This is a genomic window from Wylensekiella montiformis (genome assembly GCF_009697385.1).
In the GTDB taxonomy this organism is placed as follows: domain Bacteria; phylum Bacillota; class Negativicutes; order Selenomonadales; family Selenomonadaceae; genus Selenomonas_A; species Selenomonas_A montiformis.
On record NZ_VUNL01000003.1, the window covers coordinates 60,800 to 77,507 of the forward strand.

Below are 16,708 nucleotides of genomic sequence, written 5' to 3' on the forward strand. Positions count from 1 at the left end.
CCGTCAGAGAGGGTAGGGGAGCCCCAAAATTGTTTTTTGAAGGCGCCCGATTTAACGCGTCTCTACTTTTTCGTGCAGAAACGCTAAATAAAAATAAAGCTTAATTGATAATATTAACCAATTATAAAAGGAGTGATGATATGGGACGAGCTAGAAAAGTGATTGATATGCAGATTGGAAATATCAGCAAGCAGAAAAAGATGAATCGCAAGATACAGGAAGAAAAAATCAAGATTGACCGTGATGCGCTCATGGCGGGTGCGCCGTCGTGGCTGTCTGAGCGGGCGGCGGCAGAATATAACCGTGTCGTGCGTGAAGCGGCGGCAATCGACATGCTCGATAATCTTGATATGGCAGTGCTGGCTATTTATGCTGATAATTATGACCGCTATCTTGATGCGGCGGAATATCTGCGCGAGAATGGCCAAACTTACGAAGGAAAATTCGGTCCGTCCATGTCGCCATACGTCAAGATTGCGGAGTCCGCATCGAATCAGATCATGAAGTGCAGCACGAAACTGGGGCTTGCGACAACTGACCGGCTGAAACTCATCGTGCCAGAGAAAGAGAGCAAGGAAGTCAATAAATTCCTGAAATACGTATGAGAGACCGAACGACGGAATACGCGAAAAAGATTGTCGATGGTGAAAAGCTATGCGGGCATTCCGAATACCTAGCGTGTAAACGCCATCTTGATGATATGCAGCGTAAGGATTTCTCGTACATATTCGACGTCGAGCAGGCTGAAAAGCATATCAGTCTGGCCAATGAATTGACCATCGGCGAAGGTGAAGGGCGTAAACCGCTCAAGACGCGCGGCTTTCAGAATTTCATTCTGGGCAGTCTTTTCGGATGGCGAAAGAAACGCTCAAAAATCCGCCGATTTCGTGAATGCTATATACAGATCGGGCGTCAGAATGGCAAAAGCTTTCTAGCCGGTGAGCTTTGCAATGATTTTGCCACATTTTCAGGCTATGAGATGGGACGCGTATTTTGTACCGCTACGAAGCAGGATCAGGCGAATATCGTGTGGGATGAAGTCAATAAATTTATCCAGTCAGACAAGAATCTGAAAGAGCTTTACAAGGTGCGCGAATATGACCGTACCATCAAGAGCCTTGTGACCGGCACGGAAATCAAGGCTATCGGGCGTGATACAAAAAGCGCGGACGGCTTTAGATCAATCCTTGCTGTCATCGATGAATATCATGCCCACAAAACGAATCAGATGTATAAACTTATGCTCGATGGCCAGATCAAAGTAGACAATGCCTTGACGCTGGCTATCACGACGGCTGGATTTAACTTGAATGGGCCGTGCTATGAGCAGTACAAGTTCTGCAAAAAGGTGCTTTCAGGTGCTATCGAGAAGGATTCCCTTTTTATTTTTATCGCTGAGATGGATGAAGACGATGACATCTGGGATCAGCACAACTGGGCAAAAGCGAATCCGCTCTACGTCTGGAATGAAGATGACACGCTGAATGACGAGATGCTTGCCCGCATTGCGGAAAAAGCTATCGATGCACGCGAAAAGCAGGGTGAGGACCTTGTAAATTTCTTGACGAAATCGCTCAATTATTGGGTGACGTATAATGGATCTGCCTTGATTGATGCTGAGAAATGGCATGATGGCGCGTGTGACCTCACAATCGACGATATGGCAGGCCGTGACTGCTATCTTGGTATCGACTTGTCGAGCGGCGGCGACTTGACGAGTATTGCATTACTATTTCCGCTCGATGACGGGCGGCTCTACATCTGGAGTCATTCGTATATGCCAGAATTGCGGCTTGCCGAACATATCCGTACAGACGAGGCCCCCTATGGCGTCTGGAAGAAACAGCAGCTCATCACATTGACATCTGGTATGTACGGCATTAAGACGGATTACCACTACATCACGGCTGACGTGGCCGCGCTCATCGAGCGGCTGCACATCAATGTCGTCGGGTGCGGCTATGATAATCACAATGCGGGCGCTTTCCTCTCTGACCTGGAAGGAATACTCGACTGTGACCTTACTGACGTGAAGCAATCCGCCCGCAATCTCAACGACGTAACACGCGATTTCCAGCTTTCCGTCGAAGCTGGGCAAGTGCGATATGACAAGAGCAACGGGCTTTTGACGTGGAGCGTGCTGAATGCCATTATATCGGAGCCTAATTCTTTTGGTGAGATTAAAGTCGATAAGCAGACACAGAAAAACCGCATCGATCCGGTGGATGCTATCATCGATGCGTGGAAAGTATGGTTTGTGCGTAATCAGAATGTGAAAGCGTCAACAGATGACATGCTGGATGATTATCTGGCTATCGTTAACACAAAGGGAGATGAAAAAGATTGAACTTTATCAAAAGGATTCAGAACGCGGCGGCGCGTCGCCTTGCAGTAAATAGTGCAGACGGATCGACGGTATCGCTTGCAGACCTGAATGACTGGTTTTCGTCGGTCAACCGTGTCGGCGGCCCTGATCTGGCCGAAATCACGTATTTTACATGCTTGAAAATCCTGTCTGAGAGTATTGGCAAGATGCCAGTGTATCTGATGGATGCTGACAAGAATCGTATTCTCAGCCATGAGACGACGAGAATCTTGTCGGTAGAGCCGAATGAAGTGTGTACGCCGGTGCAATTCTTTACGCAGATGGAATACTGCCGCAATCATTATGGCAATGCTTATGCGTACATTCGGCGCGACAGAAAGGCACATCTGACAGGGCTGATACCTTTAGACCCGCGCATGATGCAAATCTGGATCAATGACACGGATAATTTTACGCAGCGTCGCTATTACTACTACTACACCGATACGCGAAGCGGCAGAACCTATTGGATGCGGCCTGACGACATCCTGCATGTCAAGTCGTGGGTAACGGATCAGAGCGGCCTTGCCGGAAAATCCGTGCGTGAAATCCTTGCAACGTATATGGCGGGCAATAAGGCAGCGCAGAATTTTCTCAATGACCTCTATCAGAAGGGCATGACCGCAAATGCCGTCGTGAAGTATGTTGGCGACATGAGTAAAGAGCGGCAGAAAGTATTTTTGCAGAGCATTCGCGAGCAGTCGCAAGAGAATGGTCGGATGATCGCCTTGCCGGTCGGCGCAGACATCCAGACGCTTGATCTCAAGCTGACGGATTCGCAATTTTATGAGCTGTCCAAATACAATGCACTCAAAATTGCCGCCGCTTTCGGTGTCCAGCCAAATTACTTGAATGACTACAGTAAATCGAGCTACGCGAATTCGTCGGCGCAGAATCTCAGCTTTTATGTCAATACGCTTTTGTACAATGTGACCGTGTACGAGCAGGAATTAAACCGCAAGCTTTTGACGTCGAAAGAGCAGACGCAGAGTATGGGCTTTAAATTTAATGTCAGCGTCATCTTGCGTGGCGATCCTAGCCAGCAGGCCGAAGTCATCCAGAAGCTCGTACAGGCGGGTATCTACTCGCCGAATGATGCGCTGTCACTTATGGACAGGCCGCCATGCGCGAATGGCGATGTGCATATGGTGAATGGCAGCTACGTCAAGCTCGAAGACATCGGCAAAGCATACCAGAATAAGAATGTCAATAGCTAATTTGAAAATTTTTCAAAATGAGTTGGGAAGACCTAATAGAAAGGGGCGTACAATATGATTAGAGTGATTAATAAGGCCGAAGGTAAAGCAGAAATCTATATTTCCGGCAACATCATCGATGATGCAGATGGCGTGTGGCTGAAAAGGATTGCCGCTGATAATGAAGGAAATATCAGCGGCTATGTATGGCCAGAAGACATCAGGAAGCAGCTTGACGAGATCGATGATAATGCCGATTTGGCGGTGTACATCAATTCGAATGGCGGAAGCATCCCGGCAGGCGTGGCGATAGCAAATAGAATCGCACGTCACAAGGGACACACAAAAGCTGTGGTCGAAGGGTGGTGCTGTAGCATCGCGACACAGATTTTCTTTTCCGCCGATGAGCGAGAAATACCAGAGAATGCTTACCTGATGATTCATAAGCCGATGACAGCGGCTTACGGCAATGCAGACGATTTGCGCAAAGCGATCGATATGCTTGACACGATTCAGCAAGGTCTTGAGAAAGCTTACATCAAAGCTGCAAAGGAAGGTACTACACCACAGCAAATTTCTGAGATGGTTGACGCGGAAACCTGGCTGACCGGTGTAGAAGCCGCGAATTATTTTAATATTACACTTCTAAAGTCAGATCAGACAGCAGCATGCGCCAGTGGGAGGGCTTGGAACGACAAACAGTTTCGCAATATGCCGGATTGTCTTAAAGCTCAGATTAAGACGATGGAGCGCGATCCGGGTACTGTCCATGATTCCATCAAAGAAAAAGGATCGAAAAAAGAGAACGATCATAGCAAGGAAAAAGCCGCTATCGCGCTTGCCCTTGCCAATGCGTCCATCTGAAAGGAAGGATTGAAAGAATGAAAAAATCGGTAGAACTCAAAAAGATCGTCGATGAGCTCAAAGCAAAAGTCGAGAGCTTGCAGGGGCAGGAGCAGTACGACGATGCGGCAAAGGCCGCGAATGACCTGACTGCCGCCGTGCGCGATTATCAGACGGCCATGGCACTTGAAGCGGCTGATCTCAGCGATTTCCAGACCGGCGCAAAGCCCGCGACGAATAAGTGCGATGAAAAGAAGCTGCTGAACCGTGCATTCAATAAGGCACTGCTGGGCCGTGTCTTGACGGATGAAGAGCGTGCCATTTTCAATGCGGCCGGTACGCCGGGACAGGTCGAAGCAACGCCGGGGAAAGGCGGCTATCTTGTGCCGGAGGAGCAGCTTGCAATTCTTAGAGAATATCGTCGCGGCCTTGTCGCACTGAAATCGTACTGCAATGTCCAGACGGCAAATTCCAATTCTGGCAAGATGCCGACGATCGGTGCTGAGACGGGCAAGCTCATTGCATTTGACGAAATCAACGACATCAATAAAGATGATCTTACTTTTGGCCAGCTCAAATATGACATCCTGACATATGGCGACATCATCCCGGTATCGAATGAGCTCTTGCAGGATGCCGACATCGACATCATGAGCGTCATCGGTCAGCGATTCGCCCGCAAATCCGTCAATACGGAAAACGGCGTCATCATTGACCTGCTGGGCAAGCTGTCTCAGACGTCCGGTAAAACTTGGAAGGACATTACGAAAGCCCTGAATGTCACGCTTGATCCGGCTATCTCTGCCAGTGCGAAAATCTACACGAATCAGGACGGTCTGGAATTTCTCGACGAGCTCACGGATTCGCAGGGCCGCCCGCTTCTCACAGCGTCGCTTGCAGATCCGTCGAAGTATGTATTCCGTGGCCGCGAGATTATCGTCGTATCGAATACGCTGCTGACATCTAAGACGAGCGTCGTGCCTTTCTACATCGGCAGTCTTGCTGACTATGCGGCATTCTTCCAGCGTCAGGGCGTCGAGGTCGCTGTCTCGAATGAAGCTGGCTTTGCGAAGAATACGACGATGATCCGCGCAATCGAGCGATTCGGCGTAGTCGCTGACGATGCGGATGCTATCGTATCGCTGGGTGTCAGCACGGCATCGGCCTGACGGTAGGTGATAGCGATGGCTATCACACTGGAAAAGGCAAAGCTTTATTTGAAAATCGACGGCACGGATGATGATGCGCTCTTGACGGATTGCATCAATGCCGCGAAAGCGTATCTCATCGGTGCTGTGTCTGATTTCGATACAAGCTATGAGAAATACGATGATTTCCGGGAAATTGCGGATCAGCTCATGTACGATCTCATTGCGGAATACTACACAAACCGCGATGCCCGCAATGATTCCCGCGCAAATCTCAACTACATGAAGCAGTCCATGATGACACAGCTGCAAAATTACGCGGCAGGTGGTACGACATGAGAAACATCGGTTCTATCATGAATACGTCTATTGATGACCTCTCAGAGCGTATATCCATCATGCGTCGTGCCGAAGCGGTGGATGATGAAGGGAATCCCGTACAGGGCGATCCTGAATCAGTACGCGAATGCTGGGCGAAGGTACTGCCATCCGGCTCACTTATCCGCGATGGCTATTCGGAGACGGTCAATCAGGTAAATTATCGGATTGTCATCCGATACTATACCGGCGTCAAACCGGATGACTATATCATGTGGAAGGGAAAGAAATTGATCATGACGGCCCCGCCGTATGATGCAGAAAGCCGCCATATATGGACGGTGCTAGAGTGCAAGGAGCTGATCGAGGATGTCGGGCCGACATAATCATTACCGCGATAAAGGATTTTCACGCGGCTACGTGAGCGGCGGCAGTGATGCCGCTAAGAAGATACGCGAGCTTGGCGAAAATGTCCTGAAAGCGGCAAAAGCGGCCCTTGCTGATGGAGCTGATATGATCGTGGCAGATGCAAAAAGCAGATGCCCGGAAAGCACCAGCAAATACCTTGAGAATCGAGGACTTTCAGCCGGCGCGCTGAGAGATTCCATCAAGGCAGAGTCGAAGAAGAATGGCACGATATTTAAGATTTCCGCAAATGCACAAGATGATGAGGGATTTTACTATGGTCAGGTGGTCGAATTTAGCCCGCGCGTAAATAAGCCTTTTTTGTACCCGGCGATGGATGCAAATAGGGCTGTGGTGCATGATAGGATTGTGGCAGCAATCCAGCAAGCTTGTCAGTCGAAGCAGAGGAAGTGAGAGAATGAGCGTATTGTCTGAGGTGTATCAAAGTCTAAAAGCATCGGCAGATGTGACGTCGCTGCTGGCAGAGGGGCGGAAATCCATCTATCACGGGTGGAGCAAAGACGCTGGCAGCTATCCCGTCTTGATTTATGGGATTGCTGCGGATGTACCGCATATCACGGCAGACAATCGCGAAGTCTCGCATTTTGTGACGATACGCATTCATATCGTCACAAAGAATGGCGCTTTTACGAAGCTCTTTCATGCGGTGAATGCGGCAATGGTGAATCTTGGCTATATGCGAAAAATGTGTAATGAGGTCAATGATGACGATTTGCGCATTATGATATGTGACTACACAATATCAAAGAAAGTAGAGGAATGATAAGATGGCAGATACAGTGAAAAGCGGTATTACGAATTCGCCATTTGTCGGCGTGACGAATTTTCACGTAGCGAAGCTGACAGAAGATGCGTCGGGTGGCACACCGAAATATGATGCGTCTGTCGCGATTCCGTGGGTGCGTCAGGTGCAGGTCAAGCCGAAAAATAATTCGGCGACGCTTTACGCGGATAATATGAGTGTCGCGACGTCAAATGTCATGAGCGAATATGAATTGACGATTGAGACGGCGACAATGCCGCTTGAGTACAAGGCGTTGCTTCTTGGCCATAAGATTGATGCAGGTAAACTGACGGTCAGTAAAGAGGACGTCGCGCCGTATTTCGCCGTGATGTTTGAGAGCACGAAGCAGAATGGTAAAAAGCGTTTTGTCCGCTTTACGAAAGTTCAGTTCACGGAGCCGGACGAGACGAGCAAGACGAAAGAGGAGAATGTCTCCTTTAACACGCCGACCATGACGGCAACAGCGATCTATCGCACGGCTGACGGCGCATCGCTGGAGCAAGCCGATGAAGAAGCAGAAAACTACGTCGAGACGACGGGGACGAATTGGTACACACTGACGACGGTGTGATGGTGTGGCGATATAAAAAAAGGCAAGTATATAGCACTTGCCTTTTTGCCTATAAGGAGGGCGTGAAATGAAAAAGCCTGAGATTGTAGTCGGTGAAAAGACGCTGACGCCGAAGCGGAATCCGACGATGAAAATGTGGCGGATCATCACGAAGCAGGATGAGCGCGATGCGGTCGAAAAGATGGATATGGAGCAGATTCTTGACTCCCGTCTTGAAATCATCGCGACGGTGTATGAGATCGATAAAAGCATTCTTGACGATATGGATGTCGCTGATATTATCCCCGCGTATCGTGATATCGTGAAATGGATTCATGGACTCATTTTTCCGAAGCTTGAAGAAGTCCCAAACGCGGGAGCGGAGAAAGATCAGGAGTAAATCTTTCTCCGTATGAGCAGATTTTGTCGTGGTACTGTAGATATCATGAAGCGTATGGATGGACCATACAAGAAGTCGATGATACAGATTTGGAAATGGCAATTGATGAGATTCTTGTACTTGCAAAAAAGAATCAGCCAAAGAGAGCGTATATCGAAAATGTACTGCCTTTTTGAGTGAGGTGAAAAAGATTGGCAAAAGGTGAAAAAGCGGATTTTAGTCTGACGATAGGCTTGAACCTCGATGACCTTTTTCGTGGCATGGATGAAGCGAATGCGACGATCAGCCAGGCTATCAGCCGTATCAATAGCGAGAATAAGCAGGTCAAGCTGAAAGCGGATATTTCCGAGCTGAAAGCCGGGGACGATGCGCTTAAAAAGCAAGCGATTGAGATGCAATCGCTGACACGTCAGATTGAATTGCAGACGGCGAAACTTCGGCTGCTGGGACAGGCGCGTGATAGCGCATACACTCGTACTGGTGCCAACAGTAGCCTTTATCGCGCGGCAGATACGCGCTATTTACAGCAAGAAAAATATGTCGCACGGCTTAACGCCGAACTGAGAAAAATGCAAGCCGCAAGTGCAGCGGCATCCGCCGCATCGTCCGGGCTTTTCAGTAAGATCAGCACAGGCGCATCAGTGGCAAAGAAGGGCGTATCTGATGTGTCAGGGGCCTATGGTATGCTGTCTGCAAAAATGGCAGGGATCATGGCCATAGGCATGACTGGCGCCGGCCTTTTTAATATCACTCAGGGAGCGATGGATGCCGGCGAAAATCTGTATAAGCTTTCAACACGGCTTCACCTGACGACAAGCGAAGCAGCTCAACTGAGCAAGGTATTTATGCTGTCTGGTACGGATATCAATGCCATCATACCTTTTTTTGCGCGGCTGGATAAGCAAATCATGACCGGTGGCGAAAGCAGTGCAAAAATGGCCTTATCCATGACGGAATTTGGCTTTTCTTTAAAAGATACAAGCGGAAAGCTTTTGCCGCTCAATCAGCAGCTGAGTCAGCTGGCGATTGGGTATGAAAATGCGTCAAAAGCCGGAAAGCAGCAGGAATTTGTCACGCAAATACTCGGGGCGCGTGGTGCGGCGCTTATCCCTTTGCTTGAGGATTATCGGGCCAATATGGAAGCGGCGTCCAGAATACAGGCTACAGGCATGCTTGATCCGAAGCAGGCGCATGAGCTGAATCAGGAATGGAAGATCATGCGCGGTGAAGGAAAGCAGCTCAGTATGGCATTCGGGGCCGCGATGATGCCAATCGCTAAAGAGCTGATGCCGCAGGTGACGTCTGGCATGCAGAGCATGATTCAAAATATCCGCAGTAATAAGGACGATATCAAGACGGCAATAGAGGGGTGGGCGCAGGCACTTTTGACGGTCGGAAAAGCGGCTGGTGTAGCTGCTGAAACCATCGGAAAGATATCTGCTGCGATTGGCACGTCTGACGCTCAAAAACACCAGCAGGATGCTCTGCGCTCTATTGATCCGGGATATAATACGCGGAATATATTCGCAGGAGCGGCAGGTATTGCTGGCGGCGGATTGGCTGGCGGTTTGGCCGGATCGCCTTTCGGGCCTATAGGCATTGCTATCGGTGCCGGTATAGGTGCTTACGGCGGCTATAATTCGACGACTAAATTACAAGCGGAGTACTCCCGCAATCTTATGAGTCTTGCCGGATATGATACAAGCTGGAAAGGGCTTGAAGATCGCTATCAGCTGGGGAAAAAGTCGGCTGGCGGAGCAGGGACCATGTGGGACGACGCCAGTAATCGGCTGGTCAAGAATAGAAATTATGATTTATCGCAGTATAATATCACGCTTGGCCATACTCGGACGGCGGTGCAGCGTGCGGTACAATCCGTAAGTGAAGCAAATGTCAGATGGGGAGAATTTTCTTCGAGACTGAATCAAAATACTTCTGAAAATCAAAAGAATACACAGGCCGCAAAAGAAAATGCTGATGCTCAGATGAAAGCGGCAAAAGCCATGGAATGGCGAAAAAGTGCCGCCGGCCAGCTTTCGGAAAAAATATATGCACTGACTCATAATGACATAGAGAATGCACAGCATGCCATGTGGATAGAGGTAGAAAAAGCAAAAGCAAGCGGTGTGTCAGATGAATTGATCGCTCAATTTGTCAATGCTCAATCGAATCGCATTGAAGAAGATCGATTCCGCAATGTGACCGCGCCAATGGCAGAAGCTTTTAAAAGTGATTTGCAGAATCAGCTTGATCAGGTGGATTTGCAAGCCAAATCATATATGCGCGCCGGAGCTAGTGCAGATGCTGCGACTGCGTGGGCGGAGCAGCGAAAAGCAAAGATCAATGAAGATTGGGATAATCAGGTGGCCGATCAGATCGATAGTATCTGGCAGTCTGAGTATCAAAATCAAATGGATCGCATCGAGCGCGAAAAGCAGGCATGGATTCAAAAAGGGCTGGATGAAGTCAAAGCTACTCAATGGAGCGAAGAAAAGAAAAAGCAGATTCAAGCAAATACGGTGCGCGAGATGTTCACATCGCAGAAAAAGCTGTTGGACGTATACCGTAATGCGCTTCGATCCGGACTTGGCCAGCAGGGCGGAGTAAATGCGATCCGAAAAGAGCTTCAAAAGCAATATGGAATCAGTGCGACAGATTTTACGTCGCCGTCAGAAATAGCCGGTTTCCAATCCGCCCTAAAAGAAGCGAATGAATCGCTTGTGCCGGTGCTTAGTGACGCGACGTATGAGGGTGTCAAAAAGGCCATGATTGAAGTATATCGCGGCAGTCAGGAGCCTAAATTTGAGCTGCCGGCGGATGCCATTCCTGGGGTGAAAGATCAGGTATCAATCATACGGAGGACGGATGAAGATTGGCAAAGCTATCCGCTTTGGAGCGAAGATCAGGCGCGAAATTTGACAAGTCTTGTCACGTCGATAACGCCACTGTCTGATTCAATTGGTGGTGGCGGTACGAATCAGACGGAAAGTCTGTCTGGCGGGCAGCAATCATACCTCGATAATTCTCAAATTGTAGTCAATATGAATATGGATGGGGCTGTGGTCACGAATGATACAGGCGAAGAATTAATGAATCGGTGGGCGAAACAAACAGCCCGTAAAATTGAATATCTTGCAAAAGCGCGAAAAGTAAAATTCACGGACGGCGGCAGAAATTATTAAAGGTGGTGAAGATATGAGTGTCCATATCGGCGAAGCGGTAAGCATGAATGATCCGGAAAATGAGACGATAACGCCGGATAGCCGGCAGTCTCAAATACAAACCTTAAATGGTGTGGTTGTGCAGGACTTTGGATATTATGATGATGGATTAAAAACGGCTTGGACACTGCAATTTGATTCTGCCAATTGGGGTATTATTATGCAATATTTCACCAATAGAAATATTGTCGATATTGATGATCATGGACATAAATTTAAAGCGAGAATTGATGTAAAAAGTTGGTCATATGTCAAGCGATTCAGAGATTGTATTACAGCGCAAATAGAGCTTTGGAGGGTGTAAAAATGGCAAACGCATATATCAATGTATATAAATCAAATCCTACGGCCGGAGGGGTGGACGGTACACAGGTATCTACTGATGATGCAGAATCTTCGCCGATTTCGGTCACGCTGGATGCAAGTAAAGCCGAAAGTGCGGTTATCACTTGTGCATTACGCTGTGAGGATGGGTATAAAACCATCGGCGATACAACGCTTTCGCTGGTCGGCACAGATACAAGCAAATGGTCGCTTTCTGCAACGGCTGACGGTACATTTGCATCGACACTTACTATTTCTGATGTGATCGAAAATAAAAATAAATTATTTTACGTTAAAGCAATTTCGTCAAGTACAGAAACGCCGGTCAATGATACATCGACCAATATCAAAGTCGTGACGAAGATACAGGCGGCATAATATGAGGTGATAAAAATGGCTTGGACAAGATTATTTCCACTGGATGCTGACGCATTTGGATATTATGCAGTACTTAAAAAAAGTAGTAATGATCAATATGTAGTATTTAGTTATGACAAAGCTACGCCAATCAACATACCAAAATTAAAAAATGTACATCTTTCATTTCTTGCGCAATTGGGTGATATTGATAAAGTGCTTTTTATTTTTAAAAGTACAAATCATACTATTTCTATTAAAAACAATTCGTCAATATATGGCGTATATATTGACGATAAATTACAAGGGAGTTTTGATGTAACCAAATCGGTTTATAGACGATATGGTATAAATATCGTTTTGGAATCAGGGGGAGAAAAATTTTCTTTTGTTGATAATGGTACAGAAAGTATATCAATTGATTTGTCCAGTATGTCGGGAGATACGATACATGAATTTGATATATATGATCCTTGGAGTAATTCAAACCAAAAATTTCATCTTAAAGATATGATTATATCTGAAAATAAAATTCCGCTTTCGGCGTCGGTTTCTGTCGTCGATATTGCAAGTCCTGTGACGGACTGGACGAAAAATTCAGATGGCAGCTATCAAGCTGATTCTGTCGGTAAATCCATGATGATAGATGTACCGGATAGCGCGGCCGGAGATGGGAAGGTAATCGTCTATAAAGCGGCATATCTTACGAATGCTACGGGCGGTGGAGATGTGGCCGGGGTGGATATTTCAGTAGATGGAGTGAATGAGACAGCGACTTTTACAGATGTAGCAAAATCATATATCTCAAAATGTGGAGACAAATTTACTATGACTTCGAAAGGGTGATGCTCAGTGATTAAAGCGACGCCGAAAGCGGTCATTGCGACAAAAAATAATCATGCAGGTATCACGCCGAAAGCGGTCATTGCGACAAAAAATAATCATGCAAAATCTTTTGTGAAAATGATTATTGTGACGGCGGACGAAAGCGAAGTCCCGAAGCCAGGTCAAGAAATAGATGTAGATGTATGCGTCGATACGAGTAGATCAATCCAGCGAAGCGAAGAAATCAATATCGATACAAAGCGCTTAGTCGGTCGTGATATAAAAGATATATCAGCCGGATATGATACACAGCGCCAAATCGCCGTGACTACAGAATCTGTATTTGATATGTGTCGGGATATCCTTATCGATGTGATTGTAAATGCCGACACGAGACGATTTACCAGTATGCCCGTCACTTTTATCGTGGACACAATACGGCAGTCCGGGAAAAATGTAATATTATATGCAGGACTCGAATATAAAAATGTCGTGTCTTTGGAATTTGAAGCTGATACGATTCGGAGAATCCCGGTGATCATGAGCAATAATCAGCTAAAATCTATTTCGATTTCTATCGATGAGCAGACGGTTACAGATATTATCGCACTTGATGTCGTCGATGGCTCAAAAATCATGCCAAAAGACACAATAAAAGGATCGGTATTAGATTACAATTATGAAGTATTGGCAAAGGAAATATCGAATGAATACGGTGCAAAAATAGCTAATATCAATACAATGGCGAATTTTTACAATTTAAGCTATGAGAAAAAAATACTTTCTATTCAAAGCGATAGCAAATATGTCAAAGTAAATCGTCTTTTCCCGATTCTTTCAAAAGCACTTGGATGTCATGATACAAAGATTTTACTTCGTGATAATTTTAGTGCAAATATCGAGGGTAAATTCGTTTTTGAAAGGCAAGGTACGGTTTCCGGATCAGTTCAAGATGAATCTGGTAATACGGCGAGAGGCGTAAGCGTACCGGAGATATTATCGTCTTTTATTGGCTGGTCAAAAACAGTGCCATACTGCGAGATCAATGCTTTTATCCGTGAGGGAGTACTTTGGGTAATCCAGCGAGGGAAAGAGCCTAATACTGTAAATCTTGACGGGAGAAATATTACTCGTCCAATGATTCGCAGGACACTGCTTATGAATTACGCTGAAATTCACAAATTTAGCGATTATATCGTAAAGCAGGGATGGATAGAGCATCAGGTAAATCCCAATAAGCCGGTAGAAAAAATAGATGACAATACGACCATGCTTTATGATGAAAATGGAAGGCCGATGCGCTCAAAAACAAGTAATCCGGATGGCAGCTATCGGGAAGTATCTTATAGCTATGACGAAGAGGGAAAACGCGGCACGACAAAGGTCACACAAAGCATTGTCGAAGGTGATGATCAAGGGAATATCACGCATAGCCAGCAAATCGATACCAGTCTGAATAATGGTATGGCTTATACCTCTCACAGAGACGATAATCATGTAGAAGAATCATCATCCATATCGACATCAATCATGTCAGATTATGATGGGGCTTGGACAGAGCGATATATTTTCCACAATAAGATCATAGGTATTATGTGCTATACATATGATTCTTTCGGAAATTATGTCAGCATGTCAAAGCTTGGTGATATTCGTACCGCGAAGCGTCCGGATAATCAATTCGGGATTGATGAAGCATCATATAAAAAATATTTTGATGAGCTTTGCAAAATGAATGGTAAAACAGAGGAGATATTGACTTTTGATATTGTCGATCCGGTGATAAATGGAAAGATATCGAATTCGCATATTATCGATTTTCGCGATGTCATTATTTTTAAAGGAAATAAATACTATTTGCAGCACAATAATGTCAGATATACGCCGACGGAATTTAGGCAGTCTTTGCAAATCGTGAGGTGGTTTTGATGGGCGGGATTGATATACTTTCCGAGAAGATTGTAGATATTTTCGATGAGCCGGCGCCCATAATTGAAGAGAAAAAGGAAGTAAAGATACAAGAAGGACTTTACGACAAATCCAATCACAAAGTCATAATCGATAAAGTAGAATACGATTGTGAGCTGTCATCAGCAGATATACGATTATATGATGGCTGCAAAGTATATTGTATTGCGACGGAAGAAGCGGGAAAGGTGCTAATTGTAGGGAGCGGATATTAATGCCAGGCGGGATGTATAAAGTAGTCGTAAAGTCTGCGGAATCCGGAGTAGTCAAGACACAAAATGGGCTTGAATTAATCAATACAAGCTCATTGAATTTGTATGCTGGTGATGAAGTGTGGACGGATGGTAAATATGCTTTGACATTGTGTCGCCGGCGCGGAAGAAATATCTTTATCCCTGCTGGTATCATTCCTACATATACATATACCGGTCTTTATGATTTAAATTCCAGATGGATATCATATGAATTCAAAAAATCAGGCGCGGGAAATGCTTTTGCATCCGATGCTCAGCATTTCACTATTGAAAATGATGTATTGGATTTGTGTATCAGTAAAAAAGGAAAAGTCAATTCCATCTCGGGCGGGGTATATATCGACAAGCCGAGCTATAATATCACATCGGAATATCCTTATATAAAGTATATGGATTTAGCGACAGGCGATAGGCGGAATGGTGGGAATATGCTGATCCCACGGCAGACGATCAGTAAAGTGGAATCGGAAAGCGGAGAAATCAGAGCTGGGGATTTTTTGTACAGTGGAAATACTGAGCCTATACAAAAGCAAGAATCATGGCACTGGAATCCGTCAGATCATATCGAATATACGCCAATATATCGAGACTCCCAAAAAGCAGAAAAAAAGAATATTCCGCTTGTCGTAAAGCGAGACGGGAAAATAGCGACATATGATTTATCTGCCTATGTACGATTGGCAAATTTTGAATTGAAAAAAGCATTTAGCAGTATTAAATCAAAGGCGTATAATCATTCGCAAAAAAGCGGCGGATATTGGGCTGCCGGCAAGCCGCCCAAAGATTATATATGTGGTACATACGCCGCGATAAATAGCGCACGGATTGATGCTGATGGAAATTGGACTGCGGTTATCCGTGCATGGGTGCAAGGCGTATGCTTTCCGTATGCTTTCGGGAATCTTGATCTTGCATCAATCAATACGACTACAAATTACTCTGTGCATGATATAGACAAATGGACTGCGATGACTGACCGCCCATTATACTATGGATATGATCGCACAGAGACTAATCAATCTGTATCTGTAGATCATACCGGATTAGGATATTGGACGGATGCCAATATCATAGCATCGGTATATATATTGGTCACAAATGGCGATCCAATGGTCATAAAAAAAGATATTGTAACGCCGCTTCCGCCGGCTCTTACTATGTATGATTTCGCTTTCGATGAAGGTCACGGCGCATTAAATGCCGGCGGATTCGATTTGGCGAATTACAAAAAGGTATATGATTATGGCGGAATATGGTCACAAATATTAGAAAACTCGATCGAAAAAACAGGGCCGTCGTATGCGATAACCTTGAGAGCTCCAATGGTATATGGATTATCTTATACAGAGTCATCGGGCGGACATAGAGAGCTTACCTTTGATCTAAATTCCGGAAAGCTGAAAGTGTATAGTAATGGTACGCATGCAAAGATATACGACACAAAAGGCCAGCTGATTTATGCACTTCCGGATGCGAAAACCGCGCTTGGAGATCGAGAAGGAATAGGTGGCATAGATGCTATTCAAGTAAAAAATGGATGGCTGATATGTGATGGGTATCGCCGGCGGAAGATATACGAGATCACGCAGAAAAAAAGAGGAGAGCGTGATGCGGTAAATTATCGCATCGCAAAAATGCAAAGTAAAGGATATCTTTCCAGTGGTGAGATCAAATAAAAAGGAGCGGTGTGATATGGCAAGACCTCCGCCGGGAAATCAATGTCATTTAA

Annotated in this window: 18 protein-coding genes; all 18 read left to right on the forward strand. The window is 45.9% G+C overall.

Translation table 11 applies throughout. The features are described from left to right. The first annotated feature begins 140 nt into the window (after window positions 1-140). The 18 genes from FYJ78_RS03270 (at window position 141) to FYJ78_RS03355 (ending at window position 16,655) form a co-directional block, all read left to right on the forward strand. Entirely contained in the window at window positions 141-605 is a 465-nt protein-coding gene (locus FYJ78_RS03270) for a phage terminase small subunit P27 family (protein WP_154619992.1), read from the forward strand. Further along, window positions 602-2,347 carry a terminase large subunit gene (locus FYJ78_RS03275; RefSeq protein WP_154619993.1) on the forward strand — a complete coding sequence of 582 codons (1,746 nt, stop codon included), beginning with the start codon at window positions 602-604 and terminating at the stop codon, window positions 2,345-2,347. Before FYJ78_RS03270 ends, FYJ78_RS03275 begins: the two co-directional genes overlap by 4 nt. Beyond that, a complete protein-coding gene (locus tag FYJ78_RS03280) occupies window positions 2,344-3,582 on the forward strand; it encodes a phage portal protein (RefSeq protein WP_154619994.1) in 1,239 nt (412 codons plus the stop codon). Before FYJ78_RS03275 ends, FYJ78_RS03280 begins: the two co-directional genes overlap by 4 nt. Before the next feature lie 54 nt (window positions 3,583-3,636). Further along, window positions 3,637-4,425 (forward strand): head maturation protease, ClpP-related, encoded by a 789-nt coding sequence (locus FYJ78_RS03285; protein WP_154619995.1) that lies wholly within the window; start codon window positions 3,637-3,639, stop codon window positions 4,423-4,425. Between the two features lie 17 nt (window positions 4,426-4,442). After that, on the forward strand, window positions 4,443-5,573 hold the full coding sequence (locus FYJ78_RS03290; RefSeq protein WP_154619996.1) for a phage major capsid protein: 1,131 nt from the start codon (window positions 4,443-4,445) through the stop codon (window positions 5,571-5,573). A 15-nt stretch (window positions 5,574-5,588) separates the two neighbouring features. Then, the gene (locus FYJ78_RS03295; protein WP_154619997.1) at window positions 5,589-5,891 is read left to right on the forward strand and encodes a head-tail connector protein; all 303 of its coding nucleotides are present in this window, start codon (window positions 5,589-5,591) and stop codon (window positions 5,889-5,891) included. Next, on the forward strand, window positions 5,888-6,256 hold the full coding sequence (locus tag FYJ78_RS03300) for a head-tail adaptor protein (RefSeq protein WP_154619998.1): 369 nt from the start codon (window positions 5,888-5,890) through the stop codon (window positions 6,254-6,256). The genes FYJ78_RS03295 and FYJ78_RS03300 overlap by 4 nt, the downstream gene beginning before the upstream one ends. Continuing rightward, window positions 6,240-6,689 carry an HK97 gp10 family phage protein gene (locus FYJ78_RS03305; protein ID WP_154619999.1) on the forward strand — a complete coding sequence of 150 codons (450 nt, stop codon included), beginning with the start codon at window positions 6,240-6,242 and terminating at the stop codon, window positions 6,687-6,689. The genes FYJ78_RS03300 and FYJ78_RS03305 overlap by 17 nt, the downstream gene beginning before the upstream one ends. A gap of 4 nt (window positions 6,690-6,693) precedes the next feature. Further along, entirely contained in the window at window positions 6,694-7,059 is a 366-nt protein-coding gene (locus FYJ78_RS03310) for a hypothetical protein (RefSeq protein ID WP_154620000.1), read from the forward strand. A gap of 4 nt (window positions 7,060-7,063) precedes the next feature. Then, window positions 7,064-7,651, forward strand: a complete 588-nt coding sequence (locus FYJ78_RS03315; protein ID WP_154620001.1) for a major tail protein — start codon at window positions 7,064-7,066, stop codon at window positions 7,649-7,651. Window positions 7,652-7,718: 67 nt separating this feature from the next. Beyond that, complete coding sequence (locus tag FYJ78_RS03320) at window positions 7,719-8,030, forward strand: hypothetical protein (protein ID WP_154620002.1); 312 nt, start codon at window positions 7,719-7,721, stop codon at window positions 8,028-8,030. A 191-nt stretch (window positions 8,031-8,221) separates the two neighbouring features. Next, window positions 8,222-11,212, forward strand: a complete 2,991-nt coding sequence (locus FYJ78_RS03325) for a hypothetical protein (RefSeq protein WP_154620003.1) — start codon at window positions 8,222-8,224, stop codon at window positions 11,210-11,212. Window positions 11,213-11,225: 13 nt separating this feature from the next. After that, window positions 11,226-11,555: a hypothetical protein gene (locus tag FYJ78_RS03330; protein WP_154620004.1), complete on the forward strand. Its 330-nt coding sequence runs from the start codon at window positions 11,226-11,228 to the stop codon at window positions 11,553-11,555. 2 nt (window positions 11,556-11,557) lie between these two features. Then, complete coding sequence (locus FYJ78_RS03335; RefSeq protein WP_154620005.1) at window positions 11,558-11,953, forward strand: hypothetical protein; 396 nt, start codon at window positions 11,558-11,560, stop codon at window positions 11,951-11,953. A gap of 15 nt (window positions 11,954-11,968) precedes the next feature. After that, on the forward strand, window positions 11,969-12,778 hold the full coding sequence (locus FYJ78_RS03340; protein ID WP_154620006.1) for a hypothetical protein: 810 nt from the start codon (window positions 11,969-11,971) through the stop codon (window positions 12,776-12,778). Window positions 12,779-12,784: 6 nt separating this feature from the next. Beyond that, a complete protein-coding gene (locus FYJ78_RS03345; protein ID WP_154620007.1) occupies window positions 12,785-14,686 on the forward strand; it encodes a hypothetical protein in 1,902 nt (633 codons plus the stop codon). Continuing rightward, entirely contained in the window at window positions 14,686-14,940 is a 255-nt protein-coding gene (locus FYJ78_RS03350) for a hypothetical protein (protein WP_154620008.1), read from the forward strand. Before FYJ78_RS03345 ends, FYJ78_RS03350 begins: the two co-directional genes overlap by 1 nt. Next, on the forward strand, window positions 14,940-16,655 hold the full coding sequence (locus FYJ78_RS03355; RefSeq protein WP_154620009.1) for a hypothetical protein: 1,716 nt from the start codon (window positions 14,940-14,942) through the stop codon (window positions 16,653-16,655). The genes FYJ78_RS03350 and FYJ78_RS03355 overlap by 1 nt, the downstream gene beginning before the upstream one ends. Window positions 16,656-16,708: the final 53 nt, after the last annotated feature.